27 protein-coding genes are annotated in these 25,746 nt (G+C 42.1%); 17 read left to right on the top strand and 10 right to left on the bottom strand.

Annotation, left to right across the window (positions count from 1 at the left end):
* The first annotated feature begins 7 nt into the window (after positions 1-7).
* A complete protein-coding gene (locus tag C9E88_RS14370; RefSeq protein ID WP_106985352.1) occupies positions 8-868 on the top strand; it encodes an alpha/beta fold hydrolase in 861 nt (286 codons plus the stop codon).
* Between the two features lie 394 nt (positions 869-1,262).
* Here the strand turns inward: C9E88_RS14370 and hcaR are convergent, their stop codons facing one another.
* A complete protein-coding gene (gene hcaR / locus C9E88_RS14365) occupies positions 1,263-2,168 on the bottom strand; it encodes a DNA-binding transcriptional regulator HcaR (RefSeq protein WP_106985353.1) in 906 nt (301 codons plus the stop codon).
* A 280-nt stretch (positions 2,169-2,448) separates the two neighbouring features.
* On the opposite strand from hcaR, the gene hcaE reads away from it, so the two are divergent.
* The 8 genes from hcaE to C9E88_RS14325 all read left to right on the top strand — a co-directional run bounded on the left by hcaE (position 2,449) and on the right by C9E88_RS14325 (position 10,419).
* Positions 2,449-3,816 carry a 3-phenylpropionate/cinnamic acid dioxygenase subunit alpha gene (gene hcaE / locus C9E88_RS14360; RefSeq protein WP_106985354.1) on the top strand — a complete coding sequence of 456 codons (1,368 nt, stop codon included), beginning with the start codon at positions 2,449-2,451 and terminating at the stop codon, positions 3,814-3,816.
* Positions 3,813-4,331, top strand: coding sequence for a 3-phenylpropionate/cinnamic acid dioxygenase subunit beta (hcaF, locus tag C9E88_RS14355; protein WP_106985355.1), 519 nt, complete (start codon positions 3,813-3,815; stop codon positions 4,329-4,331). Before hcaE ends, hcaF begins: the two co-directional genes overlap by 4 nt.
* Positions 4,331-4,657: a 3-phenylpropionate/cinnamic acid dioxygenase ferredoxin subunit gene (gene hcaC / locus C9E88_RS14350; protein ID WP_067763933.1), complete on the top strand. Its 327-nt coding sequence runs from the start codon at positions 4,331-4,333 to the stop codon at positions 4,655-4,657. Before hcaF ends, hcaC begins: the two co-directional genes overlap by 1 nt.
* A gap of 2 nt (positions 4,658-4,659) precedes the next feature.
* Positions 4,660-5,475: a 3-phenylpropionate-dihydrodiol/cinnamic acid-dihydrodiol dehydrogenase gene (gene hcaB / locus C9E88_RS14345; RefSeq protein ID WP_106985356.1), complete on the top strand. Its 816-nt coding sequence runs from the start codon at positions 4,660-4,662 to the stop codon at positions 5,473-5,475.
* 65 nt (positions 5,476-5,540) lie between these two features.
* Positions 5,541-6,506, top strand: coding sequence for a 3-carboxyethylcatechol 2,3-dioxygenase (locus tag C9E88_RS14340; protein ID WP_106985357.1), 966 nt, complete (start codon positions 5,541-5,543; stop codon positions 6,504-6,506).
* Positions 6,507-6,511: 5 nt separating this feature from the next.
* A complete protein-coding gene (gene hcaD, locus C9E88_RS14335) occupies positions 6,512-7,741 on the top strand; it encodes a 3-phenylpropionate/cinnamic acid dioxygenase ferredoxin--NAD(+) reductase subunit (RefSeq protein ID WP_106985358.1) in 1,230 nt (409 codons plus the stop codon).
* Positions 7,742-8,118: 377 nt separating this feature from the next.
* Positions 8,119-9,024 carry a DMT family transporter gene (locus C9E88_RS14330; RefSeq protein WP_106985360.1) on the top strand — a complete coding sequence of 302 codons (906 nt, stop codon included), beginning with the start codon at positions 8,119-8,121 and terminating at the stop codon, positions 9,022-9,024.
* Positions 9,025-9,363: 339 nt separating this feature from the next.
* A complete protein-coding gene (locus C9E88_RS14325) occupies positions 9,364-10,419 on the top strand; it encodes an MBL fold metallo-hydrolase (RefSeq protein WP_106985361.1) in 1,056 nt (351 codons plus the stop codon).
* Here the strand turns inward: C9E88_RS14325 and C9E88_RS14320 are convergent.
* Complete coding sequence (locus C9E88_RS14320) at positions 10,408-10,812, bottom strand: DoxX-like family protein (protein ID WP_106985362.1); 405 nt, start codon at positions 10,810-10,812, stop codon at positions 10,408-10,410. The genes C9E88_RS14325 and C9E88_RS14320 overlap by 12 nt on opposite strands.
* A complete protein-coding gene (locus tag C9E88_RS14315) occupies positions 10,805-11,245 on the bottom strand; it encodes a thiol-disulfide oxidoreductase DCC family protein (protein ID WP_106985363.1) in 441 nt (146 codons plus the stop codon). Before C9E88_RS14315 ends, C9E88_RS14320 begins: the two co-directional genes overlap by 8 nt.
* A gap of 355 nt (positions 11,246-11,600) precedes the next feature.
* Here C9E88_RS14315 and katG point away from each other — a divergent pair, with 355 nt between their 5' ends.
* Complete coding sequence (katG, locus tag C9E88_RS14310; RefSeq protein WP_106985364.1) at positions 11,601-13,784, top strand: catalase/peroxidase HPI; 2,184 nt, start codon at positions 11,601-11,603, stop codon at positions 13,782-13,784.
* 63 nt (positions 13,785-13,847) lie between these two features.
* On the opposite strand, the gene C9E88_RS14305 is transcribed toward katG, so the two are convergent.
* Together C9E88_RS14305 and C9E88_RS14300 are read right to left on the bottom strand one after the other, a co-directional pair.
* Positions 13,848-14,672, bottom strand: a complete 825-nt coding sequence (locus C9E88_RS14305; RefSeq protein ID WP_106985365.1) for a hypothetical protein — start codon at positions 14,670-14,672, stop codon at positions 13,848-13,850.
* Between the two features lie 399 nt (positions 14,673-15,071).
* On the bottom strand, positions 15,072-15,680 hold the full coding sequence (locus C9E88_RS14300; protein ID WP_106985366.1) for a TetR/AcrR family transcriptional regulator: 609 nt from the start codon (positions 15,678-15,680) through the stop codon (positions 15,072-15,074).
* Between the two features lie 91 nt (positions 15,681-15,771).
* On the opposite strand from C9E88_RS14300, the gene C9E88_RS14295 reads away from it, so the two are divergent.
* On the top strand, positions 15,772-17,433 hold the full coding sequence (locus tag C9E88_RS14295) for an acyl-CoA dehydrogenase family protein (protein WP_106985367.1): 1,662 nt from the start codon (positions 15,772-15,774) through the stop codon (positions 17,431-17,433).
* Between the two features lie 60 nt (positions 17,434-17,493).
* On the opposite strand, the gene C9E88_RS14290 is transcribed toward C9E88_RS14295, so the two are convergent.
* Positions 17,494-17,967: an Lrp/AsnC family transcriptional regulator gene (locus C9E88_RS14290; protein ID WP_106985368.1), complete on the bottom strand. Its 474-nt coding sequence runs from the start codon at positions 17,965-17,967 to the stop codon at positions 17,494-17,496.
* A 137-nt stretch (positions 17,968-18,104) separates the two neighbouring features.
* On the opposite strand from C9E88_RS14290, the gene C9E88_RS14285 reads away from it, so the two are divergent.
* Both C9E88_RS14285 and C9E88_RS14280 read left to right on the top strand, forming a co-directional pair.
* Positions 18,105-18,758, top strand: a complete 654-nt coding sequence (locus C9E88_RS14285; RefSeq protein WP_106985369.1) for a LysE family translocator — start codon at positions 18,105-18,107, stop codon at positions 18,756-18,758.
* Positions 18,759-18,851: 93 nt separating this feature from the next.
* Complete coding sequence (locus C9E88_RS14280; protein ID WP_106985405.1) at positions 18,852-19,067, top strand: DUF7230 family protein; 216 nt, start codon at positions 18,852-18,854, stop codon at positions 19,065-19,067.
* Here the strand turns inward: C9E88_RS14280 and C9E88_RS14275 are convergent.
* From C9E88_RS14275 to C9E88_RS14260, 4 genes are all read right to left on the bottom strand, one after another.
* Positions 19,064-19,645 carry a DJ-1/PfpI family protein gene (locus C9E88_RS14275; RefSeq protein WP_106985370.1) on the bottom strand — a complete coding sequence of 194 codons (582 nt, stop codon included), beginning with the start codon at positions 19,643-19,645 and terminating at the stop codon, positions 19,064-19,066. The genes C9E88_RS14280 and C9E88_RS14275 overlap by 4 nt on opposite strands.
* Positions 19,646-19,765: 120 nt before the next feature.
* The gene (locus C9E88_RS14270) at positions 19,766-20,236 is read right to left on the bottom strand and encodes a hypothetical protein (RefSeq protein WP_106985371.1); all 471 of its coding nucleotides are present in this window, start codon (positions 20,234-20,236) and stop codon (positions 19,766-19,768) included.
* A 36-nt stretch (positions 20,237-20,272) separates the two neighbouring features.
* Positions 20,273-22,570 carry a phosphoenolpyruvate--protein phosphotransferase gene (ptsP, locus tag C9E88_RS14265; RefSeq protein ID WP_106985372.1) on the bottom strand — a complete coding sequence of 766 codons (2,298 nt, stop codon included), beginning with the start codon at positions 22,568-22,570 and terminating at the stop codon, positions 20,273-20,275.
* A 75-nt stretch (positions 22,571-22,645) separates the two neighbouring features.
* A complete protein-coding gene (locus C9E88_RS14260) occupies positions 22,646-23,125 on the bottom strand; it encodes an RNA pyrophosphohydrolase (protein ID WP_106985373.1) in 480 nt (159 codons plus the stop codon).
* 182 nt (positions 23,126-23,307) lie between these two features.
* Between C9E88_RS14260 and C9E88_RS14255 the strand changes: the two genes are divergently transcribed.
* The 4 genes from C9E88_RS14255 (at position 23,308) to C9E88_RS14240 (ending at position 25,664) form a co-directional block, all read left to right on the top strand.
* On the top strand, positions 23,308-23,958 hold the full coding sequence (locus C9E88_RS14255; RefSeq protein ID WP_106985374.1) for an HAD family hydrolase: 651 nt from the start codon (positions 23,308-23,310) through the stop codon (positions 23,956-23,958).
* A 142-nt stretch (positions 23,959-24,100) separates the two neighbouring features.
* Positions 24,101-24,595 carry a DUF2628 domain-containing protein gene (locus C9E88_RS14250; RefSeq protein WP_106985375.1) on the top strand — a complete coding sequence of 165 codons (495 nt, stop codon included), beginning with the start codon at positions 24,101-24,103 and terminating at the stop codon, positions 24,593-24,595.
* A 160-nt stretch (positions 24,596-24,755) separates the two neighbouring features.
* Positions 24,756-24,992 carry a DUF2789 family protein gene (locus tag C9E88_RS14245; RefSeq protein ID WP_106985376.1) on the top strand — a complete coding sequence of 79 codons (237 nt, stop codon included), beginning with the start codon at positions 24,756-24,758 and terminating at the stop codon, positions 24,990-24,992.
* Positions 24,993-25,232: 240 nt separating this feature from the next.
* The gene (locus C9E88_RS14240) at positions 25,233-25,664 is read left to right on the top strand and encodes a DUF2628 domain-containing protein (protein WP_106985377.1); all 432 of its coding nucleotides are present in this window, start codon (positions 25,233-25,235) and stop codon (positions 25,662-25,664) included.
* Positions 25,665-25,746: the final 82 nt, after the last annotated feature.

Here is a 25,746-nt window from a genome sequence, read left to right as displayed (position 1 = left end):
AGTATGTATGAGCACAGTTCAAATCCCTGAATACACGACAGATTCATTCTTTGGTTTAGAAGATAAATGGATTGAAACTGCTGAAGGCGAATTAACCCATTACCACGAAATTGGTGAAGGTACGCCGATTCTATTTTTACACGGTTCTGGTACTGGCGTATCTGCAGCTGCGAACTGGTGGTTAAACCTACCACAAATTGGTGAGCAAGCACGTTGTATCGCAATTGATACCATTGGTTATGGCCAAACAGTAGTTGCACCAAATACAGCTTATGGTATCCGTGCTTGGGTAGACCATGCAGTACGTACTTTAGATGCACTTGGTATTGAAAAAACTTGGTTAGTAGGTAACTCACTAGGTGGTTGGTTAGCATTCCAAATGGCGCTTGATTATCCTGAGCGTGTATTGGGTATCGTATCGATGGGTACGGGCGGTGCGAAACAAACTGCAGCGCTTAAAGCACATGCAAACCCTGTATTAACAGAAGAAGGCATCAAGAAAACTTTGTCTATGTTCGTTGTGAACAAAGACCTAATCACTGATGAATTGGTAAAAGTACGTTTTGCATCTGCTGCAAATGACTATGCATCAAACCGTTTGATGGACGTTGTTGGCGCACGTGACCGTGATCGTTTCGAATTCCCATTAGATTTCGAAAAAATGAAAGACATCACTGTCCCTGTACTTTTGATTCACGGTACACAAGACGTGGTGATCCCAGTTTCACGTACTTGGGACATCTTAAATATTGTGCCAAATGCTGATGCGCACATTTTCAGTCAATGTGGTCACTGGTCACAAGTTGAAAAATCGGCAGAATTTAACACAGTAATTAAAAACTACTTAGCAGTACATGGCGTGAAATAAGCCGTAACTGGATAAAAAAGAGTGCTTCGGCACTCTTTTTTTTTCAGCGGATGCTTTTAAAAAGAACATTATTTGTAACATTTAGGGTGCTTGGCATCTTTAAATGAGGGCTTGTTTGTATAACTTCGCTAAGAAAAAGGTCGTATTTATGGGTTAGGTCTTAGACCAGCGTATTAGACTTAAGTTGTAATTTGACTAAAAAAGCCTAGGTTTATAGATATGGAAACATTTTCTTATAAGTTATTTCCCATAAAGAGTAGATGTTTTATACATAAAAAGAGTAAGACTTAAGTCTAGTTTGGATAAAAAGTGGGCAAAACCAGTCAAAAAAAAGCACCACTATTCATTTAAGAAATAATGGTGCTGTATTTTTTTAGTAAAACGATATTAAAAATTAATTTTGTTCGCGGGCAATATCTAAATAAAACACGCGTGTGAGCAGTTCCATAAATTTGTTTACCGCAATAGATTCGCTATTTTTACGCCAGCTGACATACAAATCAAGATACGGCAGTTCGATGTCCAAAGGACGAATAACCGTATTGTTCATGGTCAGTGGTGCAATGTAGCCAGGTAAGATTGTACAGCCCAATCCCATGCCAATTGAGTTGATATTAAACAAAATATTATCGGCTTTTTGCACAATATTAAATTCAATATTATTGGCTTTGGCAAAGTCTAAAATGGCTGTATGTAGGGTCAGTGATTGCTCTGCGGCAGGAATAATAAAATTTATGCCATTCAGTGCTTTAACTGGAATTCGATCATATTTTGCCAAAGGATGGTCTTTAGGCAAAATGAAAATAAGAGGCTCACGCAATACGAACTGACTTTCAATTTCGTCGCTATTGAAATTATGACGGGTAAAAGTGATGTCTAGTTCACCTTTTTTCAATAATTTCATTTGCTCAACGTTGTTTAGGCTGAGTAATTCAATTTTGAGGTCAGGGTTTTGTACACGTAGGTTGGGCAGTACATACGGAAAGATTTTCATCTCTGCCACAGGGACAAAGCCAATACGGAGCATTTGTTGTTTGGCTTGTGAAACCTGACGTGCCATTGCAATGGCTTTGTCTGCTTGTGCCAAAGTTAAGCGAGCTTGTTCTAAGAACACGGCGCCTTCTTCAGTCAGCTCTACTTTACGCTTCGTACGGTGTAGGAGTTGTACACCGACGTCTTCTTCAAGGTCTTTAATCTGTTGGCTTAGCGATGGCTGAGCTGTATAAAGTTTGAGTGCTGCCTTACTGAAGTTTAATTCTTCAGCAACGGTTATAAAATAGCGAAGGTGTCGTAATTCCATATATCTAGCCTAGGAGTAATCCAAAAAATGTCTTACTATGAGTTCAAGTCAGTATAATCTATAAACAACTATGTCGTGAAGTTGATTTTGCCATTTAGAAAATAAATGGCCTTGGCGGGTTTTATTGAAAGCGTATATCAAAAATATCTATTCTAATAATTGGTGAAAGCTCTTAATTAAAACAAAAAAAATATTTCCGCAAAACTCAGTGAAAATCCATCATCGTCGGAAAGTTGAGTCTATTTGTTTTGTGACCTAAGTGGCCACAGGAGAGCTTTTCATGAGTGGAAAAATTGATGTGCGCGAAATCGATGCTTTGGTCGATGCACAAAATGGACGTATTACGCCATCTATCTATACAGATCCTGATATCTACGAATTAGAATTAGAGCGTGTTTTCGGTCGTACATGGTTGTTCCTTTGCCATGAGAGCCAAATTCCTAAGGCTGGGGATTTCTTCAATACCTACATGGGTGAAGATCCAATTATTGTTGCACGTCAAAAAGACGGTTCAATCAAAGCATTCTTAAACCAATGCCGTCACCGTTCTATGCGCGTAAGCTTCGCAGACTGTGGTAACACACGTGCGTTCACTTGCCCATACCACGGCTGGTCATACGGTATTGACGGTTCACTTAAAGACATCCCACTTGAAGACCGTGCTTTCCCGCATGGCGCTTGTAAAGAGCAATGGGGTCTGGTTGAAGTTACCCGTGTTAAATCCTACAAAGGCTTAGTATTCGCATGTTGGGATGAAACAACACCTGACCTAGAAGAATACATGGGCGATATCGCTTGGTACTTAGATGGCGTTTTAGACCGTCGTCCAGGTGGTACAGAAATTATTGGTGGTGTACACAAGTGGGAAATCGAGTGTAACTGGAAATTTGCAGCTGAACAGTTTGCATCTGACCAATACCACGCATTGTTCTCTCACGCATCTGCAATTCAAGTACTTGGCGCGAAACCAGACGACGAAGCTTCTAAGAAATTAGGCGCTGCGCAAACTGCACGTCCAGTTTGGGAAACTGCGAAAGACGCGATCCAATACGGTTCACGCGGTCATGGTTCAGGTTTCTTCTTTACAGAAAAGCCAGATGCTAACGTATGGGTAGACGGTGAAGTTGCAAACTACTTCCGTGAAACTTATGAAGAAGTTAAAGAGCGTTTAGGTGAAGTACGTGCATTACGTCTTGCAGGTCATAACACCATGTTCCCAACATTGTCTTGGTTAAACGGTACTGCAACACTTCGCGTATGGCACCCACGTGGTCCAAACAAAACTGAAGTTTGGGCATTCTGTATTGCAGACGCTGAAGCATCACAAGAAGTGAAAGAAGCATTTGAACGTTCTGCAACACGTGCATTTGGTCCAGCTGGTTTCCTAGAGCAAGATGACTCTGAGAACTGGATTGAGATTCAAAAAGTTTTACGTGGTTATAAAGCGCGTCAAAACAAACTCATTATGGAAATGGGTAAAGGCAACGAGAAAGTACGTGAAGACGGCATTCCAGGTATTACCAACTACATTTTCTCAGAAACTGCAGCACGTGGTATGTACCGTCGTTGGGCAGATCTATTGATTCATGAAAAATGGGAAGACGTTGAAGCTGCGGCTGACGAATATGAGAAGGAGCTTATGAAATGAGTCAAGTGAGTTTAGAACTTCATCATCAAATTAGTCAGTTTCTTTATCGTGAAGCAAAATTGCTTGACGATTGGAAGTTCCGTGATTGGTTAGCTGTATTAGCGGAAGATATTTCTTATACGCTACGCACAACACCAAACGCGCAAACACGTGACCGTCGTCGTTCGATTGAGCCGCCAACAACTTGGGTATTTAATGATACTAAAGATTTGTTGGAACGCCGTGTAGCTCGTTTAGAAACAGGTATGGCTTGGGCTGAAGAACCTCCTTCACGTACAACACACATGGTTTCAAATGTGATTGTTGAAGCGACAGAAGTTGAAGGCGAATACGACGTTTACGTAACGTACTTGTTGTACCGTACCCAGAAAGAGAAAGATGTAACAATCTACTGTGGTAAGCGTCACGACAAGATCCGCAAAGTCGACACTGAGCAAGGGTTCGAAATCTTCAACCGTAAGATTACCCTTGATCAGGTGACTTACAACTCACATAACCTGAGCGTGTTCTTCTAATGAATAAGATTTTTGTTTGCCAAGTTGACGAATTAGACGAAGGCGAAGCATTGAAAGTAGATTGCGGCGTTAACGGTATCGATGCGCTTGCAGTATTCAACAACAATGGCGAATTTTTCGCGATGAATGACCGTTGTTCACATGGTAATGCTTCAATGTCTGAAGGTTACCTTGAAGATGATGGCACTGTTGAATGTCCACTTCATTCGGCTCGATTCTGTTTGAAAACTGGTCAAGCATTATGCTTACCAGCAACAGATCCTATCAAGACATTCCCTGTGATTGTTGAAGATGGTGCTTTATACGTAGAGATGGCAGGAGAGTAATCATGGGTTGGCTACAAGGCGAAGTTGCACTTATTACTGGTGGTGGTTCTGGTTTAGGCTGGGCTTTGGTTGAACGTTTCTTAGAAGAAGGTGCACAAGTGGCCGTTCTTCAACGTTCAAAGGCAAAAGTGGATGCATTGAATGAGCACTTTGGTGGTAAGGTTCTTGCAATTGAAGGTGATGTAGCCAGCTATTCGGATAACGTTCGTGCAGTTCAAGCAACTGTAGAGCGTTTCGGTAAACTCGACTGTTTCGTAGGTAATGCCGGTATCTGGGATCACTATGCAGATATCGTCAATACTTCTGGCGAGCAGCTAGAAAAAGCCTTTGATGAGATTATGGGTATTAACACCAAATCGCTCATCTTAGGTGCAAAGGCTGCGCTTGATGCATTGATCGCTTCTGAAGGTTCTATCATATTTACTTTGTCTAATTCGGCACTGTACTCCGCTGGCGGAGGCCCTGTATATACTGCATCTAAGCATGCTGGTGTGGGTATTATGAAAGAATTAGCCTATGAACTTGCGCCTAAAGTACGAGTGAACGCTGTTGCACCATCAGGTATGAATGTGAATATCAAAGGTGCTGCATCTTTGGGTCAAGAAAACCTTGGCTTATTAGATGCACGTGATCCTGAGAAAATCGCACGTGGTATGCCACTGAATTTCTTACCTGAACCGGCAGAAATGACAGGTTCTTATGTGCTCTTGGCATCTCGTCAAAATAACCGTCCGCTGACTGGTGTTCTGATTAATGCAGAATGCGGTCTTGGTATTCGCGGCTTACGTCAGCCACGTGCGGGATTCTTTGACGAATAAAAATCTAGTCTTAAATGGACTTATCGGCAGCTAACCATTAGCTGCCTTCCTTTTTGGAGTCTCTCATGGCCGTTAAACTTATTTGTGCATCGCACAGTCCTTTGATGGAATTTGCTTCACCGCAAGATCAAGCGCAAGAACAAAAAGTCCGTTCTGCATTTGAAACACTTTCTGCTGAAGTAAAAGCTTACGACCCAACCCTAATCATCACGTTTGGTCCAGACCATTTTAATGGTTTCTTCTATGACCTTATGCCAAGTTTCTGCGTGGGTATTCGTGCCAAAGCAGCAGGCGACTGGGATTATGGTAAAGACAATGACCACATTGATGTACCTGAAGACAAAGCTTTGGCTATGGTTCGCCGTGTACTTGATGAAGGTGTTGACGTTGCGTACTCATACCGTATGCAAGCGGATCATGGTGTGACTCAGCCATTACATTTCTTATGTGAAGGCAAACTTGATCGTTACCCAACGATTCCAGTATTTATTAATGGCGCTGCAGCACCAATGCCAACCACAAAGCGTACCATCGCTTTGGGCCGTGCTGTAGGTCAGTTTATCAAGTCTTTAAACCTTGAAAACGAGCGTGTTCTTGTATTGGGTACTGGCGGTCTTTCACACGATCCGCCTACACCGCAAATGGGTTCTGTACCGCCAGAAGTGGAAGAGTTCCTGATTGCAGGCCGTAACCCAACGGAAGAGGCACGTAATGCACGTCAAGCGAAGATTATTGCTGTAGGTCAAAAATTGGCTGCGGGTGATACTTCTGTTGCTGTGCCATTGAGTCCTGAGTGGGATATCGCATTGCTTGAGAAATTCAAGAATGCTGATTTCGCTGCAATGGAAGCAATGAAAGAAGATGAAATCCGTCGTGACGGTGGCCGTGGTGGTCAAGAAGTTCGTTCTTGGATGGCAGCATTTGCAGCCCTTCACGAAATCGGTGAGTACGAAATGACGACTCACTGTTATGAAGATATTAGCGAGTGGATTGCGGGCTTCGGCATCGTATCTGCAGAGTTAAAGGGTTAAGAGATATGAGCAATATTGAAACCGTTGTAATCGTAGGTGCTGGTCAAGCAGGTGCGAGCGCGATTTTAGAACTTCGTGGGAACAAATACGAAGGCAAAATCATTTTAATTGGTGATGAAACGCATCTTCCTTATGAGCGTCCGCCATTATCAAAAGACGTGATTCTAAAACCTGAAGAAACCAAAATCGAAATTTTGTCAGAAGAAAAACTGACTGATCTTGGTGTAGAGACAATTCGCGGCAATGGCGTTGTGAAAATCAATGCAGACGCGAAGACTGTTGAACTTCAAAACGGTGACCTTGCTGCTTATGACAAGTTGCTTCTAGCGACTGGCGGTGCTGCGCGTCGTTTACCAAACTTTGATGCGTTGGGTAAACACGTTTATACACTGCGTAATCTTGAAGATTCACAAGCGCTAGTTCCAGTATTACAAGCTGGCCGTCGTATTATTTTGATCGGTGGCGGTGTAATTGGTTTAGAGCTTGCTTCATCTGCACGTTTCAAAGACTGTATCGTTACAGTGATTGAAATGGGTCCAATGGTGATGGGTCGTTCATCTCCACGTGTATTGAGCGAATTCTTATTGGCACAGCAGCGCCTTGCTGGTGTTGATGTACGCCTTGAAACTTCAATTGCAGATTGCAAATTGGATGGCGAAGAAATCGTTGTGACTTTAGGCAGTGGTGAAGAGCTTCGTGCCGATGCAGTGGTTTACGGTATTGGTATCGTGCCAAATGCACAGCTTGCGACTGAAGCTGGTTTAGACGTTGACCTTGCAATTAAAGTCAACGAAAACTGCCAAACTTCAAATGCTGACATTTATGCAGCAGGTGACGTTGCAACTCAGCTTCGTGACTGCGGTAACCACCGCCGTGTGGAAACTTGGGAAAATGCCAACCTTCAAGCAGGCATCTTCGCACGTCATGTGATGGGTGTTGAGCATCCTACGCCAAACCCTGCATGGTTCTGGACAGACCAGTTAGACATCAACTATCAATTTGTTGGTGATATGGCTGCGACTGAATGGCTTGTTCGCGGTGAAATCAATGCGGAACAACGCGCGGAATCTTCTTTCGTATTGTTCGGTGTGACTGACGGTGTGATCGTTGGCGGTATTACTGTAAATGCGGCTAAAGAAATGCGTCATCTTAAAAAGTTGATCAGCAAGAATGCAGCTTTTGAAGCTGATAAATATTTAGATCTAAGCCAAGATCTTCGTAAACTCGTGAAATAACCTTTGCGTTATTAATGAGTTTACAAAAGGGCAGACCTTGGGCAACCTAGGTCTGCTTTTTTATGGCTATATTTTTTGATGATTGAGGCATGACCGCAATTTGCATTTTAATTTTTAATGGCATTGCGTAGGTATGTCTTACTTTTCAATGATGATGAGAATATCAAAACCTCAAATTTTGTGTCATGGGTAACTGCTCACGCGCAGGTGAAGCCTCACTTTTGAGAGATCAAAAGTGACAAAAATCTTTCGATAAGCTGAAGGTATATCCCTATATCTCAGCTTATCGGTGGCATCCATGCCACCACGCGGAATAGATTTTGGGTGGATTTTCTGTGCTGCAATGCTTCTGAATTTATATTGCGATAGAACCATTTATGAACTCTAATTCCTCTCCCATGATGGTCACGGCAAGTATTTATGCTTTGCTGGTGTTGATTTGGGCAGCGACGCCGCTTGCAATTGTATGGAGTGTGGCAGAAGTGCATCCAATGTGGGTGCTGATCATCCGCTACTTTGGCGCATGTGTCATTGCTTTGGTTATTTTAGCGGTCATGCGTAATCCGCTGCCTTTTGACAAAGTATCGCTACAGAGTTACGTAGCAGGCAGTCTAAATTTGATTGGCGCGCAGCTGTTTATTTATTTGGCTGCCAATTATTTGACCTCTGGCTTGATGGCGCTGATTTTTGGTTTCTCACCGCTCATTGCAGGCCTGATTGGGCATGTGATTTTAAAAACGCATAAACTGGTGTGGTTGCAGTGGCTGGGCATGGCGGTTGCCGTCGGTGGCTTGAGTTTTGTCTTTTTAGATTCTGCCAACAGCAAGGTCAATCCGTGGGGCGTGGTATTGATGCTGATCAGTATGGTGTCATACATCAGTTCGATTTTTTGGGTGAAACAAATTAATGCACCTTTGAAGCCGATGTCACAGGCGACAGGTTCACTTATGGTATCTGCACTGGGTTCATTACTGCTGATTCCATTTATTTGGCAGCATTTTCCAACCGAAATACCAAGTAGTAATGCCATCATTGGTTTCTTGTTTACCATGATTTTGTCATCTATTGTGGCAATGCTGTGCTACTTCTGGCTGATCAAACGCCTAGCGGCTTCAACCGTGTCTTTAAGTAATGTGATGACGCCAATTATTGCACTGGTATTAGGCGCAACATTAAATAGCGAACACATTAGTGCTAATGCTGTACTGGGGATTGCTGTGGTGATGTTTGGTATTGTGCTGTATTTTTGGAAAGAGTGGCGCGAGCAGTATTTTGCCAAATAATATACGGTGGTGAAGGAAAGGGAGTCTGAGACTTCCTTTTTTTATGTCTCTTTTGATGTTTGGGTGAAAAATGTTCCATGTGGAACACCTACGATGTGTGTTTGATCTTTGTCCTTGTTGAAAGAACTTAAAAGTTGATCATGTTGCAAAGTCTAGACGCATAAATTCAACAGAATTTACATAAAATTATGGCACTCTTTATTAGCGTACAATGGCAGTTGATCGATTCAACGTAGACAAAGGTCCTGTAGGTGGTTGAAATTCGCTACTTTCGGTGTCACTGTAGAGGTTGAACTCGTCAGAGTTGGCATATTTAACATTGAAGAACTCGAAATATTCATGAAGCAAGATTTAGAACATAAAAATTTCCAGTTACCTGCAGCGCGTTGTTTGTCGCATACTTGGCAGCAACCTGTATTTGATTTTCTTGCATCAAATCATTTTAATGGCACGCATTTTTTAAATGCTTTGCGTCCGCCTGAAGCACATAAGCGCTCAAATTTTATTAAATGGATGTTAAAGCGACGTAGCTCAACATGGAAGGTCGATCGTAAGCGTGAATATGCGACCTTTGAGCAAGCGTCACGCTCTTTACCTCAAAATAGGCCAAATGCACGCTTAGATGATTGGCAGGTGTGGTTTGTAGGGCATGCAACCGTGCTCATTCAAATTGGCCCTTATAACTTGTTGACAGACCCTGTGTGGGCTGAATATGCAGGTCCGAAACAGGGCAGTGGACCACGTCGGGTTTGTCCTGCTGGGATTGCTTTAGAAGAACTGCCAGAAATTCATGCTGTTTTACTGAGTCATAATCATTATGATCACATGGACATTGCCAGTTTAAATTGGTTACATGAACGCTTTGCCATGCCAATTTATACAGGTTTGGGCAATGGTTATTATTTGCCAGAGCATTTCCAAGTCTATGAAATGGATTGGTGGCAGTCGGCATTATTGGGTGATTTAAAATTTGTATATACCCCAGCTCAGCATGGTTCGGGTCGAGGCTTGCGTGATCAAAACCGCGCATTATGGGGCGGTTTCTCTGTGCTGAATGGACAGGATCATTGCTTTTTTGCCGGTGACACAGGCTATTCACCACATTTTAAAGACATCTTTGCCAAATATGGCGCGCCACGGATAGCATTGTTGCCAATTGGTGCATACGAGCCACGTTTGCTGATGCGTTATTTGCACATGAATCCTGATGAAGCATTTCAAGCGCATAAAGACTTACATGCCAAATGTTCTTTGGCGATTCATTACCGTACTTTCCAGCTCACAGATGAGAGCCGTGAGCAGCCAGAAGAGGACTTACAAAAAGCACGTCAGAAATCGTCTAAGTTGATGAATCCGTTTATTTGCATCCGTGAAGGAAAACGCTTAACGGTTTAAGTCTGTATTTTTCGCATCTTGAATGAGCGCAATGGCAATCATCGAAAGTGTTGCCATTGCGAGGTTCATCACCAATGGATTAAAAGCCTGCAAAAAGTAACTTGGATCGAGCCATACAATTAATCCGCTTAAAAGTAGCATCGCCAGTAAATTGAGTGCATGTAAGCACAAACTTTTTCTCAAGATAAAAAACAACAGCCCAAATATAATTTCAGCACAACCTGACATTTGCATGAGTATGACCGCATGATCTGCAGTGACGCCTTGCAGTGCCCAAATACGTAATTCATCTGGAGCTTGTACTAAAATTTTAGGCACCAAGCCCTGATAGATCCATAAAGTCGCTAGCGTGGCATGAATGCCTAGCAGAATGTGTCGATGTAGTTTAGTCATGGATGGCATATTCTAAAAAATGCTGTTGGTTGTCTGTGGATGGCAACATGCAATAGTCGGTTGTACCAAACAATTGATAGCGATTCAGTGCGACACGCCGATATAAAAAATCACGGATGAATTGAGGAACCACATAGCCTGCACTGAGTAGCGAATAGGGCATGCCTAGGTGCTGCATGACTTTGAGCAAAGCTGTAGATTCGAGATAGCGTTGTCCATTGAAAATAACCACCATCGTGGTGTAATCCACTGTCGACATTGCATAATATTTTAAAATCGCTTCCCCAAGAGGCGATTGGACAGAAGCCAATTTAAATTTTTGCTGCGTATCATTTTGAATTAAAAACTTGGCCCAGCCATTACAAAGTACGCAAATTGCATCGAATAAAATAATGTTATGTTGCTGGATAATCTTTTCAATATTGTATTGCATCGCAGAGCACCTTTTTATCATTTTATACTTGAATATCAATAGTTTTATTTTAAAGAAAACTAGAAATATGATGATTTTGGGGAATCAATTTTTTGATTTTTTTTAAAAATTTCTAATATGGCTTATATAAATAATATTGCAAAATAACCATCAGTGTTGAATTTTAAATACATGCAGAAATCTAAATCTATGAAAAACAAAAATTCATTTATTTTTAATGTCTTAAATTGAATAAAACGATTGTTTTTATTCGTAAAACTCACTTCATATTGTCACCTAAAAAGGTTAAGTTAAAACTGGAATTAAAGATTTATACGGTTCGAAACATTACTTCATAATTATTTGGAGCTTTACAATGACACAGAATACGCAAGGCAAGTGCCCATTTCACCAATCAGGTGCACAGACCACGCAAGATACGACAAATAATGCATTTTGGTGGCCGAATGCCTTAAACCTAGACATTCTTTCGCAGCACGATAAGAAAACCAATCCTTTAGATCCTGACTTTAACTATGCAGAAGCTTTCAAATCACTTGATCTTGAAGCGGTAAAAGCAGACCTCCGCGATTTAATTAACAGTAGTCAAGAATGGTGGCCTTCAGATTACGGTAGCTATATTGGTATGTTCGTACGTACAGCTTGGCACTTAGCGGGTTCTTACCGCAAGCAAGATGGCCGTGGCGGTGCGAACACAGGCAACCAACGTTTTGCGCCACTCAACAGCTGGCCAGATAACGTCAATACAGACAAAGGCCGCCGCTTACTTTGGCCAATCAAGCGTAAATACGGTAACAAAATCTCTTGGGGTGATTTAATCGTTTTGGCTGGTACGGTTGCATACGACGTTGCGGGCTTAAAAACTTTTGGTTTTGGTGGCGGACGTGAAGACATTTGGCACCCAGAAAAAGACATTTACTGGGGCGAAGAAAAACAATGGTTAGCGCCAACTGAAAACCGTTATGGCGATGATGACAACCGTGAATCACTAGAAAACCCATTGGCTGCAGTGCAAATGGGATTGATCTACGTGAACCCTGAAGGTGTAGACGGTGTTCAAGATCCGCTGCGTACCGCGCAAGATATGCGTGTCACTTTCGACCGTATGGGTATGGATGACGAAGAAACTGTAGCTTTAACCGTAGGTGGTCATACAGTTGGTAAAGCACATGGTAATGGTAAAGCTGAAAATTTAGGTGCAGATGTTGAAGGCGCGGACGTTGAATTCCAAGGTCTAGGCTGGCACAACTCTGAAGGCACAGGCAATGGTGCAAATACCATGGTCAGCGGTTTAGAAGGTGCTTGGACAACGCATCCTGACAAATGGGATAACGAATTCCTTTATTTACTGTTCACTTATGAGTGGGAAAAAACACTCAGCCCAGCAGGCGCGAAACAATGGGAACCGATCAACATCAAAGAAGAAGATAAACCTGTTGATGCGCACAACCCGAATGTACGCCGTAACCCAATGATGACAGATGCCGATATGGCGCTGAAATTTGACCCTGCTTACCGTGCGATTGCAGAGCGTTTCTACAACAACCCTGCAGAGCTTGATGATGCCTTTGCACGTGCTTGGTTCAAATTGACACACCGTGACATGGGCCCTAAATCTCGTTACTTAGGTGCTGATGTACCTGCTGAGGATTTAATCTGGCAAGATCCAATTCCTGCAGGTACAGCATTGTCTGATGCAGACGTTGCGGATTTGAAAGCTAAACTGTTAAACAGCGGTTTATCTGCTGCTGAACTCATCGCAACTGCATGGGACAGCGCACGTACTTACCGTGGTTCTGACTTCCGTGGCGGTGCAAATGGTGCACGTATCCGTTTAGCGCCACAAAAAGACTGGGAAGGCAACGAACCAGCGCGTTTAGCGAAAGTTTTAGCGAAGCTTGAAGAAATCAAAGCGGCTTCTGCGGCAAATGTAAGTATTGCAGACTTAATCGTACTAGGTGGTACAGCAGCAGTTGAAGCAGCAGCGAAAGCAGCAGGCGTAGACATTGCAGTTCCGTTCACATCGGGTCGTGGTGATGCAACGCAAGAGCAAACTGATGCGTATTCATTTGCTGACCTTGAGCCTAAAGCAGATGGTTTCCGTAACTTTGTAAAAGCGGATTATGCTGTTCAGCCTGAAGAGCTGTTATTAGACCGTGCACAATTGCTTGGTTTAACTGCACCTGAAATGACTGTGCTGATTGGTGGTTTACGTGTACTTGGTGCGAACTTCGGTGATTCTAAAGCGGGTGTGTTCACAGACAACGTGGGTACATTAAGCAATGACTTCTTCGTGACCTTGACGGATATGGCTTACAACTGGAAGCCTACAGGTAAGAACTCGTACAACATCGTAAGCCGTGCAACAGGTGAAACGAAATACACAGCAACGCGTGTAGACCTAGTATTCGGTTCTAACTCGATTTTACGTTCGTATGCAGAAGTGTATGCGCAAGACGACAACAAAGCGAAGTTTGTAAAAGACTTTGTTGCTGCTTGGACGAAAGTGATGAATGCAGACCGTTTTGATGTGAAGTAATTTTCACTGAAATGTAAAAAACCGCCTGAAAGGGCGGTTTTTTTCTTGTTGTATCAACAACAATTATGACTGTTTAGGTAGTGTTAATATTGCTTGATATAAGGTTGCAGCAGCAGATGAATTGAAGGCCTGACAAATGCCCGCGGAAAACTGTACTGAACTATCATATTCTTCACGATAATCATAAACACGCGCATCATCATAAAGTCCTTCATACAATTTGCCATCTTTTTCAATCGCAGCATTTTGACGGTAGCCTAGCCCAATATAAAAGTTTTGATCTGGACTACTTACCACATAAGCAACTTTATGGTTTGCCCACGTTGCTTCAACTATTGTATTTTTGAGAGCTGCTTGTTCAGCCTTCCAATCTTCTAAAGTTTTTTTGTCATTTCCTTGGCTTTCAGAAAAAATAATATTGGCTTGATTGAATTGTTTAGATAAGTATTGATGGCAGACAGCATCTTGATCAAATTTGAAAGATAAAGCATTAATTGCATTGCTGAGTTTAATAAAGTTAGCATCATTCAGATCTGAATGAATATAGTTATTAAACAAGTCTGTTGTGATCTTTTTTGAATTTACAGTTTCGTTAGCAATCGAAATATTCTTAAACTTAATCGTAGATTTTAAGCCTTTACCATCCACATCATAGGCTAGCTCTAGGACTGAATCTGCATTTTTAATCACGTAAAGAGGGTGCTGACTATTTGCAGAATAGTAGAGTTTATTCTTAGTAAGAATGAATTCTTGCCATCCAAGCCAGTTAGGATTGTAATTGGTATTTTGTTGATACAATGTTTTGGACTCTTCTGAAATAAGAGTATTCAACAGTGATTGATTATTTTGTTGAATCGAAAAAATATCTGCTTGTGTGCCAATATCCACTTTATTTATTTTAAATTGAGTGATGGGAAAGCTTAGAATATTTTGCGTAGTTACGGGCGGTTGCGTTGGTGTTGTCGGTGATTCTATATTGGTGTCATTTGAGCTGCCACCGCCACCTCCACATGCGCTAATCAATAATGTCGTTGGTAATAAAAGTGAATAGATGAACTTATTTATAATAGGGGGGGTCCAAAGTATGCATTAAGAGAGTATTCAACCTTTTAAACACGAACATATTTAGAGTGTGATGAAAGGTATGTAAAACGCGAAAAGATTAGTATTTTTTCACATTGTAGATTTAGGTTTTATGGCAAATTATTTAGATTTGTTTGTTTTAAGTTATTGTAAATATGATTGTTGTTTAAGCTTTTGAATTTTTTATTAATTTAATTTTCTAGTTTATTTAATTGATTTTAATATATCCTTTTCAAGCTGTTGCCACTCCCAAAACTCAGGCTCAATCAATAAAGTCTGCGACACAAAGCCATAACACACTCGTTGCATATTTAAAGCCATCGACTTATTGAGTTGTTCATCATTCTGAATAAACGGTTCAAGAATGCTCTGCCACATGTGCACCATCATGGCATAACTCTTACGGTAACTTTCAATATCTGAAATTTGCCGTTCCAACAAAAACACCTGTGACCATAAAAATTGCTGTGCTTGAATTTGCTCAATTTGAAAGTGAATAATTTGCTCCAAATACGCCTGAACATCCAAATCTGTGGATAACTTGATCAAGCTTTGTGCATAACTTTTTAAGCTTTCCGCATTGTGTTTCACATGCAAATGAATGGTCAGCGCAATCAAATCTTCCTTCTTAGAAAAATACTCATAAAAAGTTCCCAAGCCCACGCCTGCAAGGTCGGTAATCTCCCGAATGGTAATTTGACTGGCAGGGCGCTCATGCAAAAGCCGAACAAAACTGTCCTGTAGGGCTTCTTGGGTCAGTTTGGCCCGTGATTGACGTGGCTTACGCCGTATTTGAATGGCTGAATGCTTCATATTTTTAAGCGCTGAAAACCGAACGCCTAGGCTTTAAATTTTCTCTATACTGAAATGAAAAGCCAACAAGAACAAGCGGAAAATATAGACGATGAATACATTAGAACAGACATGGATGACACATCAAATCAGCAACCAATTTGATGAACTGGACAACTACAATCTATTTTCAAGCGATACGGTTTTACACGAAATCTTAAAACGCTACGGCAGCCATGATCAGCCGACTTTATGCGAAATGGGCAAAGTCGCAGGTTCGAGCGAATACTTTCAGCATGGGGCTTTAGCCAATAAACACACGCCTATTTTACATGCCTTCGATGCCCGTGGACGCCGTACTGACTTTATCGAGTTTCATCCCTCATGGCATAAATGGATGGGACTCAACCGCCGGTTTGATACCCATGCACATCCTTTTAATCAGCCAAATTCTAAGACTAAATGGGTGGAATGGGCAGCACGTTTTTATCTTGCAGGTCAGGTCGAATGCGGTAACTTATGCCCAAACTCCATGACGCTCGGCAGTATTCCGCTCATTCAACGTGAGCCTGAACTGTGGGCGAAAATTGGCGAGAAACTATTATCGACTGAATACGATGAACGTGATGTGCCGATTGCACAGAAAAAGTCGATTGGGCTCGGTATGGGCATGACCGAAAAGCAGGGCGGTTCGGATGTACGCGCCAATGAAACCATCGCTGTGCCTGTGGCAGAAACAGGACGAGGCAAGGCTTATTTACTCACGGGGCATAAATGGTTTTTCTCTGCGCCGATGTGTGATGCGCATTTGGTGGTGGCAAAAACCGAACAAGATGGCTTGGCCTGTTTCTTTGTACCGCGCTGGCTGGAAGATGGCACCAAGAATAATATTCAAGTACAGCGCCTGAAAGAAAAAGTAGGTAACCGCTCGAATTCAAGCTCGGAAGTCGAATTCAAAAATGCATGGGGCATTATGATTGGTGAGGCAGGGCGCGGCATTCCAACCATTATTGAAATGGCGAATTACACCCGTCTGACTTGTTCGGTCGGTTCGAGCGCCATGCTTCGTCAAGCTTTGGTGCAATGCATTGCCTATACCCGTCAGCGTCAGGCTTTTGGTAAACATCTGATTGAACAACCGCTCATGCGTGCAGTCTTGGCAGATTTGGCTTTAGAAAGTGAAGCAGCGACGCAGCTCAGTTTCCATTTGGCGCAGTGCTACGAATCGGATGATGCCTTGTCTGTGGCGTGGAAACGCATCATGACCCCAGCAGCCAAGTTTTGGATTTGTAAGCGTGCGGTGGAACTGACCGGTGAGATGATGGAAGTCTTTGGCGGCAATGGCTATGTCGACAACGGCATCATGGCACGCATCTTTAAAGAAGCGCCTGTAAATACCATTTGGGAAGGTTCAGGCAATGTCATGTGTTTGGATGTACTGCGTGCCATTGGACGTGATCCTGAATCCATTGGAGTACTGTTTAAAGATTTAGCCAGTACAGCAGGTACCGATGAAACTTTGCAAACAGAATTGCAGGAATTATTCAGATTGTTCCATCAATCGCCTGAAGATTTACAATTTATGGGGCGCAGTTTGGTCAGCCGTTTAACGGTCTTGGCACAAGCGGTATTACTCAAACGCTATGCACCAGACTTTGTGGCAGATGGCTTTATTCAAAGCCGTTATAGTGAGAAACATGGGCAAGTGGTGGGGATGCTGGATGCCAAAATGGTCGATGTAGAGCGTTTGTTGGAACGGGCTTTTGCAAGCTAAATACTTTGGAATTCCCTCTCCCTTTGGGAGAGGGTTAGGGAGAGGGCTTCAGTCAGTATTTTATTTCTGACTGTGAATCGGATAGCCCAAGAAAGGCTTAATTTCTTTCAGCACAAAAATACTCTGCATTTCTTTAATGCCGGGTAAGCGGCGGATCGTCGACATCGAAAACTCAGCATAAGTGTCTAAATCCGGTGATACGACTTGCAGCAAGAAATCTGCATCACCGCCCACGCTATAACACGCGACCACATGCTCCAGCTCAGTCACACGTTCTTCAAATTTTTTGGCTTCTTTTTCGCTATGGCTATCAATCGACACGCGGATAAACACCATCACGCCTTGACCAATTTTTTTACGGTCTAATAAGACGCCATAGCCTTTAATCACTTGCGTGTCCTCAAGCTGTTTGACCCGACGCCAGCAGGGTGAAGTCGACATACCAATCTGTTCGGCTAGTTCCGCATTGGTGGTACGGGAATCTTCTTGCAGGATTTTTAAAATTTTGGCATCTGTCTTGTCTAAAAGGCTCATTGGTATAAATTACCTTAAAAATAAATTTATAGGTTATTTATACCCTTTTATGTGCTTTTTATAAAATAAATAGATCAGTTTTACCCATAAAATTATTCAAAAATAGTGCCATTCATTGCTCATCATACCTTTGCAAAATGGAACATTTCACACAGCTTTCGACTTATATTTTTACTTTATTTTTGGCTGCTTTATTGCCAGGGCCGGGTATGACAGGTCTCATGTTTAAAACCTTATCGCAAGGTTATCAAGCTGGGATGGTCATGCTCTTGGGCCTGATGACAGCAGATATGCTTTATCTATCAGCATCGATTTTTTTATTAAGTTATATCAATCAGCTCAGCCCGAATTTTTCATTTTATTTAATTATTTTTTCAAGCTGTTATTTGCTGTATTTGGCTTACCAGTTTTGGACTTTTAAAGGCGATTTATTGGCAAGCTCAAATGAAATGAATTTGGGTAAAACCTTTTCGGCCTATAAAGATGGTTTGCTGATTACCTTGAGTAATCCGAAAACCATTTCTTTTTATTTGGCTTTGGTACCAGCAATTTTTGGTTCGGTGTCTTTGCAGGAAAAAAGCCCGATGCTGATGTCTGTGACTTTGCTGACTTTGGCATTCATTGGCGGGCTTTATATTTTCTGTTCGCTCAGTTTAAAGAAAGTGCTCAAACCGCTACATGTACAGAAAATGCTGGTACGTAGCTTGGCCTGTGTAATGGGCTTTTTGGCGGTCAGTCTGTTGTATAAAGAACTGAATGTAATGGCGCCAGTCTATGCGAGCTTATTTTAAAGGCATTTAAAATAAGGCTTGAAATTTGCCAAAAATTGCCCAATATATGCACTACAGCACGAGGGTGCTACATAGGCAAAAAGGTGAATGCAAATGGCAAAGAAAAAAGTCCTGCCTGAAGTTGAAGTTCGCAACTTTGTGGCAAAACACATGAACGATTTTAACAAAAGCCAAACTTTTGTAGATCGAAAGAAAAATGCCAAACGTGGCTATGCAAAGCACAAAAAAGGGGGATATTCGAATGATTATCTCCCTTTTTATTTCGGTGTATTTTCTAGTAGGTTAAATTCTTCTTCAACATCTACTTAAACAAATGCTGCATCATATTCCATACGTTTTGCTGTTTGCTTCGCAATCTCTAAGCCATGCAATTTGGCCACAATATAAAGCGATGCATTGATCCCCGAAGAAATCCCCGCAGCAGTAATGATTTTGCCTTCATCAACATATTTCACATCGCTGAGTACTTCAATGTGCGGATAATCTTGCGTGAGACGTGCAATGTCCATCCAGTGTGTTGTGGCTTTTAAACCATTTAGCAAACCAGCTTCTGCCAAAATAAATGCACCTGTACAAATCGAAAAAGTCAGTTGAGCCTGTGCATGACGCTGCAGTAGCCATTGTCTGAGTGGCACGTTATACATTTCGACAGTTTCGGCCCCAAGTCCACCTGGAATCACAAGAATATCAATATGCGGGGCAGTGTCTAAGGTGTAATGGCTGGTGATTTGCAATCCATTGCGAGCACTAATTTGAGCGTGCTCAGATACAGTAAATACATTAAATAATTTTTTTTGCTCTGCATTGCTACAAATTGAAAAGACTTCAAAAGGGCCTGCAAAATCTAAGACTTCTACTTCATTAAATAACAAGATACCGACATTCATAGTGTCACTTCAGTTGTGTGTGAATGATTGAATAGTATTGATTTTATAGCGTTTTATTTGCTGGTATTGCAAGCAGTAACTGCGTTTAGTTCTGAGTCTATAAGGTTATATACGCTGAATTTAGCGTGGGCGTTGCTCGGAAAATAAATCATCAAAGATTTTATGGAGTTGTTTGCTTAAGGTTGGCGCTGTCGGGGATGTTGAGTGACTATGCTCTTGGGCAGATTGAGCCACTTTTTCTAACTGCTGTTTAAGCTGATCAAAGAAAGAAGGGGGATGGCCTGTGCCAGTCGAGTACGCTTTATTTAACTGGGCTGCAATCACTGAAGGATCATCCTTACCTAGGCGTCGGCATTGGGTTGCTGATATTTCAATGCCGTGTAAAGGAGGCATGCGTGGGCGTTCAATCGTCTGACGCGAGTATGTGGTAGGGCTTGGTGATGATGTTTCTATTTTGATCGGTTTTTGGCGTAGCACCTGTTGGGGTGCACGTTCCTCGAGCTCCGTGTTCGCGCGCTGATTTTGGCGTGGTTTGATTTGGTTAAAATAAAACACCACACCTGCAAAAACTAAAAACAGAATAAAATCCATAGGCACCTGCCATGAAAAATAAGCTGAGCCCGTGAATTAAAGGCTCACAATACGTGTAGAGGCTTTGACCATGTCACCTAGGCCATGCGTTCTAAAATAATATTCCATCCAACTTTTCACCATCAGTGGATTATTCATTTTTAATACATGCTCAAGTAACGCTTGTGCATCGGTCATTGGCACATGGCAAATGGCTTTACGCACCCGCAAAATATTACTTGAACTCATCGACAGGGTATTAAAGCCCATCGCCATCAATAATACGGCCGAAATAGGATCGCCAGCCATTTCACCGCAAATGCTCACAGGTTTATCGTATTTATGGCACTCTTGCACCAAGCGGGTGAGGGCTTTTAATACGGCAGGGTGTAAGTGCGAATAGACATTGGCTACGCGTGGGTTATTTCGGTCTACCGCCAATAAATATTGAGTTAAGTCGTTGGAACCCACCGAGAAAAAGTCAACCAAATGTGCAAATTCTTCAATTTGTAACAGCACACTTGGTACTTCCACCATAATACCAATTTTCGGTTTGGTGATTTTCACCTGTTCTTCTTCTTGAACAGCTTGCCAGTCACGGTCTAGTAAATAGAGTGCTTCTTCAACTTCACTGACACTGGTCACCATAGGCAGTAAAATGTGCAAGTTATTCAGGCCAATACTGGCTTTGAGCATGGCGCGAATTTGTGAAGAGAAAATCTCAGGGTGATCGAGGGTAAAGCGAATACCGCGCCAGCCCAATGCTGAGTTTTCTTCTTCAATGGAGAAATAAGGTAAATCTTTGTCTGCACCAATATCGAGGGTACGCATCACCACAGGTTTATTGGCAAAGTGGCTCAATTGCTGACGGTAAATGGTGCGTTGTTCTTCTTCGCCAGGGAAGCGGTCACGGAGCATAAACGGAATTTCAGAGCGATAAAGCCCTACACCTTTAGCACCACGCTGTACACCACGGACCACGTCAATCATCAGACCAGTATTCACAAATAAACGTACCGCTACACCATCAGGGGTAATCGCATCTTTGGTTTCATACTGCTTGAGATCTTTGGCGATCTGTTCTTCTTCTTTTTGAATTTCTTTATAACGTGTACGCAGACGACGTGGTGGATTAATGAATACACGGCCCTGATGCGCATCCACAATCATCTCAACATCATCGAGCGTATTGATGGGTAATTCAGTCACGCCGACCACAGTCGGAATACCTAATGCACGCGCCACAATGACCATGTGTGAGTTCATTGCGCCTTCGGTGGTCACAATGGCTGCAATCTTATCGACAGGTAATTCCACTAAAGCGGCGGTCGAAATTTCATCACCAATTAAAATGCTTTCATCGGTAATTTCACGGTGACTGGCATCGGCTTCTTGTAAAAAAGCCAAAATGCGTCGGCCCAAATCTTTTAAATCAGAGACCCGTTCACGTAAGTAGTCATCTTCCATTTGCGCAAACAGCGCAATGTGCTTATCAATCACATTACGTACAGCACCTTGCGCCCAGTTCCCGTCACGGATTTCATCTTTAATTTCTGCGGGGAGGGCATTTTCATCCAACATGCGCAGGAACACGCTAAATAGCGCACGCTCTTCGGCCATCAGCGCGTCTTGCATTTTGTCATCTAGAGACTGAATTTCCTGACGCACCGAATCAATGGCATGATCGAGGAGTTCGAGTTCTTCACTGATGTCATCAGCTTCGCGGTCAGGCACAGAAGCTAAATCTGCAGGTGGATATAGAATGACTGCGCGACCAAGCGCAATACCGCCAGAACCTGAAATCCCTTGGAAAGTTTTGTAGGCAGGCAAGTTGCTCGGTTTGCGGAATACGTCAATATTGCCCACAGCATGTGCATGCGCAATGACGCCAGAGAGCTGTGCACAGAGCGTCACGAGGAAAGATTCAGCTGCTTCAGAAAAGTCCTGAGATTCTTTATTTTGAACCACCAGCACACCCATTACTTTTCGGCGGTACATGACAGGTACGCCTAAGAATGAGTTATAGATTTCTTCGCCAGTTTCTGGAAGGTATAAAAAGCGCTCGTGCTTTGGCGCATTGTCTAAGTTGACAATTTCTTCACGTTGACCCACCAGCCCAACCAAACCCTCATTGGTGTCTAGTGAAACATGGCCAACTGAGTCAGGATTAAGACCCTTAGAGGCCATGAGTAGGTAACGATGATTACGCTCATCGAGCAAATAAATAGAGCAGACATCGACATGCATGGCTTCAGCAACCTGCTTGACCATAATATCTAAAGATTCATGCAAACTGGTTGACGCATTAATCTCTTGGACGATGCGTCTGAGGGTATCCAGTTGCATATTCGACATCGGGCCTGCTCCTTTGTTATGACATTTAATTTATATCAATAGTTCTCTGAAAAATCTGCAATGTGTTGCGATTTTTTATATTTTTTGGGGCAACTGATTGCATAGTTCCACCATCGCTTTGCGGTATACATCGCGCTTAAAATTGACCACTTGTCCCAGTGGATACCAATAACTTACCCACTGCCATTGATCAAATTCAGGTGGATCAGACAAATCCAGTTGAATGTTTTTGACAGAAGCCGTCAGCTTCAGCAAAAACCATTTCTGTTTTTGACCAATACATACTGGATCTGAGTCCATGCGTATATAACGGTTTGGCAAACGGTAGCGCAGCCACCCTTTAGTCTGCGCAATAATTTCGACGTGTTCGGGCAATAAGCCTACTTCTTCGCGGAGTTCACGAAAGAGTGCCTCTTCAGGGGTTTCACCATGCTGAATACCTCCTTGCGGAAATTGCCAAGCATTGTGACCAATGCGCTTTGCCCATAAAACCTGTCCAAAATCGTTTGCCAAAATGATCCCGACATTCGGTCGGAAACCTTCTGAGTCGATCATTTGGCTACCTAAATATTGTGTAATTTATATCTTTGCCTTCGGGGATCATGAATTTTTAATCCAGCTCGAAAAAAGCAAAGTGTAAAAATGTTAAAATTGCTATGATCTTAACGAATTTCTATCGACTAGCGGAGATAGATTTACAATTTTTTTCTTAAATTTCAGCTTTTACGAGTATTTTCATGAAATTGGCGCTCTTTGATCTTGATCACACCTTATTAAATACAGATTCTGACCATTCTTGGGGGGAGTTTTTGGTGAATGAGGGCTTGGTAGATCCAATTCATCATCGCGCGATGAATGACAAATTTTATGAAGATTATAAAAAAGGTCAGCTTGATCCGATTGCCTATAACGAATTTGTATTTGAATTTTTAACACAGCATGACAATGCCTATTTAACAGAATTACATCAGTTATTTATGCAAAAAGTGATTCGTCCTCAAATGCGCCCTGAGGGTTTTAAAGCCATTCAAAAACATCAAGAAATGGGTCACCAACTGGTGGGCATTACAGCGACATCTGATTTTATTACTGCGCCTATTTTTCATGAATTTGGCATTCAAGAGGTCATTGCCACCAATGCAGAAGTGAAAGACGGAAAATACACTGGTAAAGTGACCAATATTCCATGTTATCAACAAGGCAAGTTGGCGCGCTTAGATCAATGGCTACAAGGGCGTGATGTGACAGAGTCTTGGGCATATTCAGATTCAATTAACGACCGTTTTTTATTGGAATATGCAGATCATGCAATTGCGGTAAATCCTGATGACCGCCTTGAAGCTTTGGCTAAAGAGCAGGGTTGGGAAATTCAAGATTGGTCAATTTAAAGACCCTCATGCTTTTTTAAAGTGGTGTTGAATACACATCACACGACATCGAAAACCGTCATTTAAGTAAAGCAGAGCCTTCAATACATTGCTTTGCTTGAAGTGGTTTTGCCTACATGGGCACATTATCCAATGATCAAGAGTGACTTTTAAATTGACGCATCAGTCTGAAGCCCATACATCGAGTGCAAGTTCTGTTTCTACAGCCACATTGTTTAAAATGTTTGTTGGCCCTCGCGCAAGTGCGTATGTACAAGCATTGCAAAATCCTACACGTTTTAATTGGGGCGGTTTGTTGTTTGGGGCCTATTGGTTGCTTTACCGCAAAATGTACGCACAGTTTTTTTTATTGCTGTCGATATTGTTTTTTCTCGGCATGCTTGGGGCTGTTATTGGGCTTCCGTGGCCAATTTTGTTGGGTATTTCTGTATTGCCACATGTGGTTTATGGCTTTATCGGGTCAGATTTATATGCGCGTTTTGCACAAGAAAAAGTCCATGACTATCAACATCAGCCAAAGTACAGTCCGCAGGTTTTTGCAGAGTCTGGGGGCACATCGTGGAGCCAACCGATTTTATGGTTAGGTATACAAATGGTTGTGGGCTACATGCTAACGACACCTTTTTTACAGTATTGATATGCTAAATGACTGAAGCACATGGCGTATTGAATATGTATGTATTCTCAATCAGTGGGTGACAATAAGCGCAGTTTAAATTGAGTGCTTGGACGTTCCATGTTATATCCTTAATGACAGCATAATTGATATTTTGATTGGGTAAAATAAGGAGAACAAGATGAGTGTACGACCAAGAATGACCCACTTATTTGAACAGTTGGGCTTAGATTCAAGCGAACAAGCGATAGCTTTGTTTATTGCGACCCATCAACTCAATGCGCACACTAAAATTACACAGGCTGATTATTGGAATGAGGGGCAACGTCAATTTTTGGCCGAAAAAATAGCCTCAGATGGTGAGTGGGCCATCATTGTCGATCAGTTAAATGAGTCTTTACATGAGGATTCAGTTTAAGTACTCAGTTGGTATTGGTAAAGTCCCTAAAATTTGTATTTGCCTCTGTCGGGTTTTACTTGTACAGAGGCTTTTTCTTTTGAATAATTTTTACATCACATTGATGATTTGATGTGTGTTGTATAGCAAATGCGATAACTAAAATATAAGAATAAGGACAATGAGATGAATGAAGAAGCCAGTGTTTTACCCCCTCCCTTAAGCCATAGAACGGCACTGAGTTATCACGATGAATAACTCATGCAATGTTTCGTAGGTGAAGAAAAATATCAGCATTATTATCAAAAGGCATTTTCGCAATTAACTGCAACGAAACATGTTGCGGGAATCAATTGGGGCGCATTTGTCTTTGGTGTGATTTGGTTGTTTTATCGCAAAATGTATGGCTATGGTACGCTGGTCGTCGCGTTATTAGTGACGTTAAGCATACTCGAAAATATGTTTAAATTTGAAGCCAAAGGCGTTGGAATAGCGGTGTCGGTGAGCTTAGGTTTAGTCGGAAACAGTCTGTATAAAAAATTTGCCGAACAAAAAATTGCCAAAGTGCGTCGTCAGTTATCAGCCAGTGATTTAAATCAGGCACTTGAGCAAGCGGGTGGTACCAATTTAGGTCTTGCTTGGGTGTTGTTGGCTTTTATCTTTGTTGCTGTCTTTATTGCACATTTTGCATAAAGCCAATGATTCATTCAAACAAACATTAAAAAACGGCCTAGGCCGTTTTTTAATGTGTAAAAGTTTGTTTGCTACATAACTG

The organism is Acinetobacter cumulans, assembly GCF_003024525.3.
Taxonomy (GTDB): domain Bacteria; phylum Pseudomonadota; class Gammaproteobacteria; order Pseudomonadales; family Moraxellaceae; genus Acinetobacter; species Acinetobacter cumulans.
This window is presented reverse-complemented; position numbering and strand designations above follow the sequence as displayed.

What these genes read in the sequence shown, in the direction of transcription:
- C9E88_RS14370 (WP_106985352.1), top strand. Translation starts at nt 8, where the DNA reads ATGAGCACAGTTCAAATCCCTGAATACACGACAGATTCATTCTTTGGT.
- hcaR (WP_106985353.1), bottom strand. Translation starts at nt 2,168, where the DNA reads ATGGAATTACGACACCTTCGCTATTTTATAACCGTTGCTGAAGAATTA.
- hcaE (WP_106985354.1), top strand. Translation starts at nt 2,449, where the DNA reads ATGAGTGGAAAAATTGATGTGCGCGAAATCGATGCTTTGGTCGATGCA.
- hcaF (WP_106985355.1), top strand. Translation starts at nt 3,813, where the DNA reads ATGAGTCAAGTGAGTTTAGAACTTCATCATCAAATTAGTCAGTTTCTT.
- hcaC (WP_067763933.1), top strand. Translation starts at nt 4,331, where the DNA reads ATGAATAAGATTTTTGTTTGCCAAGTTGACGAATTAGACGAAGGCGAA.
- hcaB (WP_106985356.1), top strand. Translation starts at nt 4,660, where the DNA reads ATGGGTTGGCTACAAGGCGAAGTTGCACTTATTACTGGTGGTGGTTCT.
- C9E88_RS14340 (WP_106985357.1), top strand. Translation starts at nt 5,541, where the DNA reads ATGGCCGTTAAACTTATTTGTGCATCGCACAGTCCTTTGATGGAATTT.
- hcaD (WP_106985358.1), top strand. Translation starts at nt 6,512, where the DNA reads ATGAGCAATATTGAAACCGTTGTAATCGTAGGTGCTGGTCAAGCAGGT.
- C9E88_RS14330 (WP_106985360.1), top strand. Translation starts at nt 8,119, where the DNA reads ATGAACTCTAATTCCTCTCCCATGATGGTCACGGCAAGTATTTATGCT.
- C9E88_RS14325 (WP_106985361.1), top strand. Translation starts at nt 9,364, where the DNA reads ATGAAGCAAGATTTAGAACATAAAAATTTCCAGTTACCTGCAGCGCGT.
- C9E88_RS14320 (WP_106985362.1), bottom strand. Translation starts at nt 10,812, where the DNA reads ATGACTAAACTACATCGACACATTCTGCTAGGCATTCATGCCACGCTA.
- C9E88_RS14315 (WP_106985363.1), bottom strand. Translation starts at nt 11,245, where the DNA reads ATGCAATACAATATTGAAAAGATTATCCAGCAACATAACATTATTTTA.
- katG (WP_106985364.1), top strand. Translation starts at nt 11,601, where the DNA reads ATGACACAGAATACGCAAGGCAAGTGCCCATTTCACCAATCAGGTGCA.
- C9E88_RS14300 (WP_106985366.1), bottom strand. Translation starts at nt 15,680, where the DNA reads ATGAAGCATTCAGCCATTCAAATACGGCGTAAGCCACGTCAATCACGG.
- C9E88_RS14295 (WP_106985367.1), top strand. Translation starts at nt 15,772, where the DNA reads ATGAATACATTAGAACAGACATGGATGACACATCAAATCAGCAACCAA.
- C9E88_RS14290 (WP_106985368.1), bottom strand. Translation starts at nt 17,967, where the DNA reads ATGAGCCTTTTAGACAAGACAGATGCCAAAATTTTAAAAATCCTGCAA.
- C9E88_RS14285 (WP_106985369.1), top strand. Translation starts at nt 18,105, where the DNA reads ATGGAACATTTCACACAGCTTTCGACTTATATTTTTACTTTATTTTTG.
- C9E88_RS14280 (WP_106985405.1), top strand. Translation starts at nt 18,852, where the DNA reads ATGGCAAAGAAAAAAGTCCTGCCTGAAGTTGAAGTTCGCAACTTTGTG.
- C9E88_RS14275 (WP_106985370.1), bottom strand. Translation starts at nt 19,645, where the DNA reads ATGAATGTCGGTATCTTGTTATTTAATGAAGTAGAAGTCTTAGATTTT.
- C9E88_RS14270 (WP_106985371.1), bottom strand. Translation starts at nt 20,236, where the DNA reads ATGGATTTTATTCTGTTTTTAGTTTTTGCAGGTGTGGTGTTTTATTTT.
- ptsP (WP_106985372.1), bottom strand. Translation starts at nt 22,570, where the DNA reads ATGTCGAATATGCAACTGGATACCCTCAGACGCATCGTCCAAGAGATT.
- C9E88_RS14260 (WP_106985373.1), bottom strand. Translation starts at nt 23,125, where the DNA reads ATGATCGACTCAGAAGGTTTCCGACCGAATGTCGGGATCATTTTGGCA.
- C9E88_RS14255 (WP_106985374.1), top strand. Translation starts at nt 23,308, where the DNA reads ATGAAATTGGCGCTCTTTGATCTTGATCACACCTTATTAAATACAGAT.
- C9E88_RS14245 (WP_106985376.1), top strand. Translation starts at nt 24,756, where the DNA reads ATGAGTGTACGACCAAGAATGACCCACTTATTTGAACAGTTGGGCTTA.
- C9E88_RS14240 (WP_106985377.1), top strand. Translation starts at nt 25,233, where the DNA reads ATGCAATGTTTCGTAGGTGAAGAAAAATATCAGCATTATTATCAAAAG.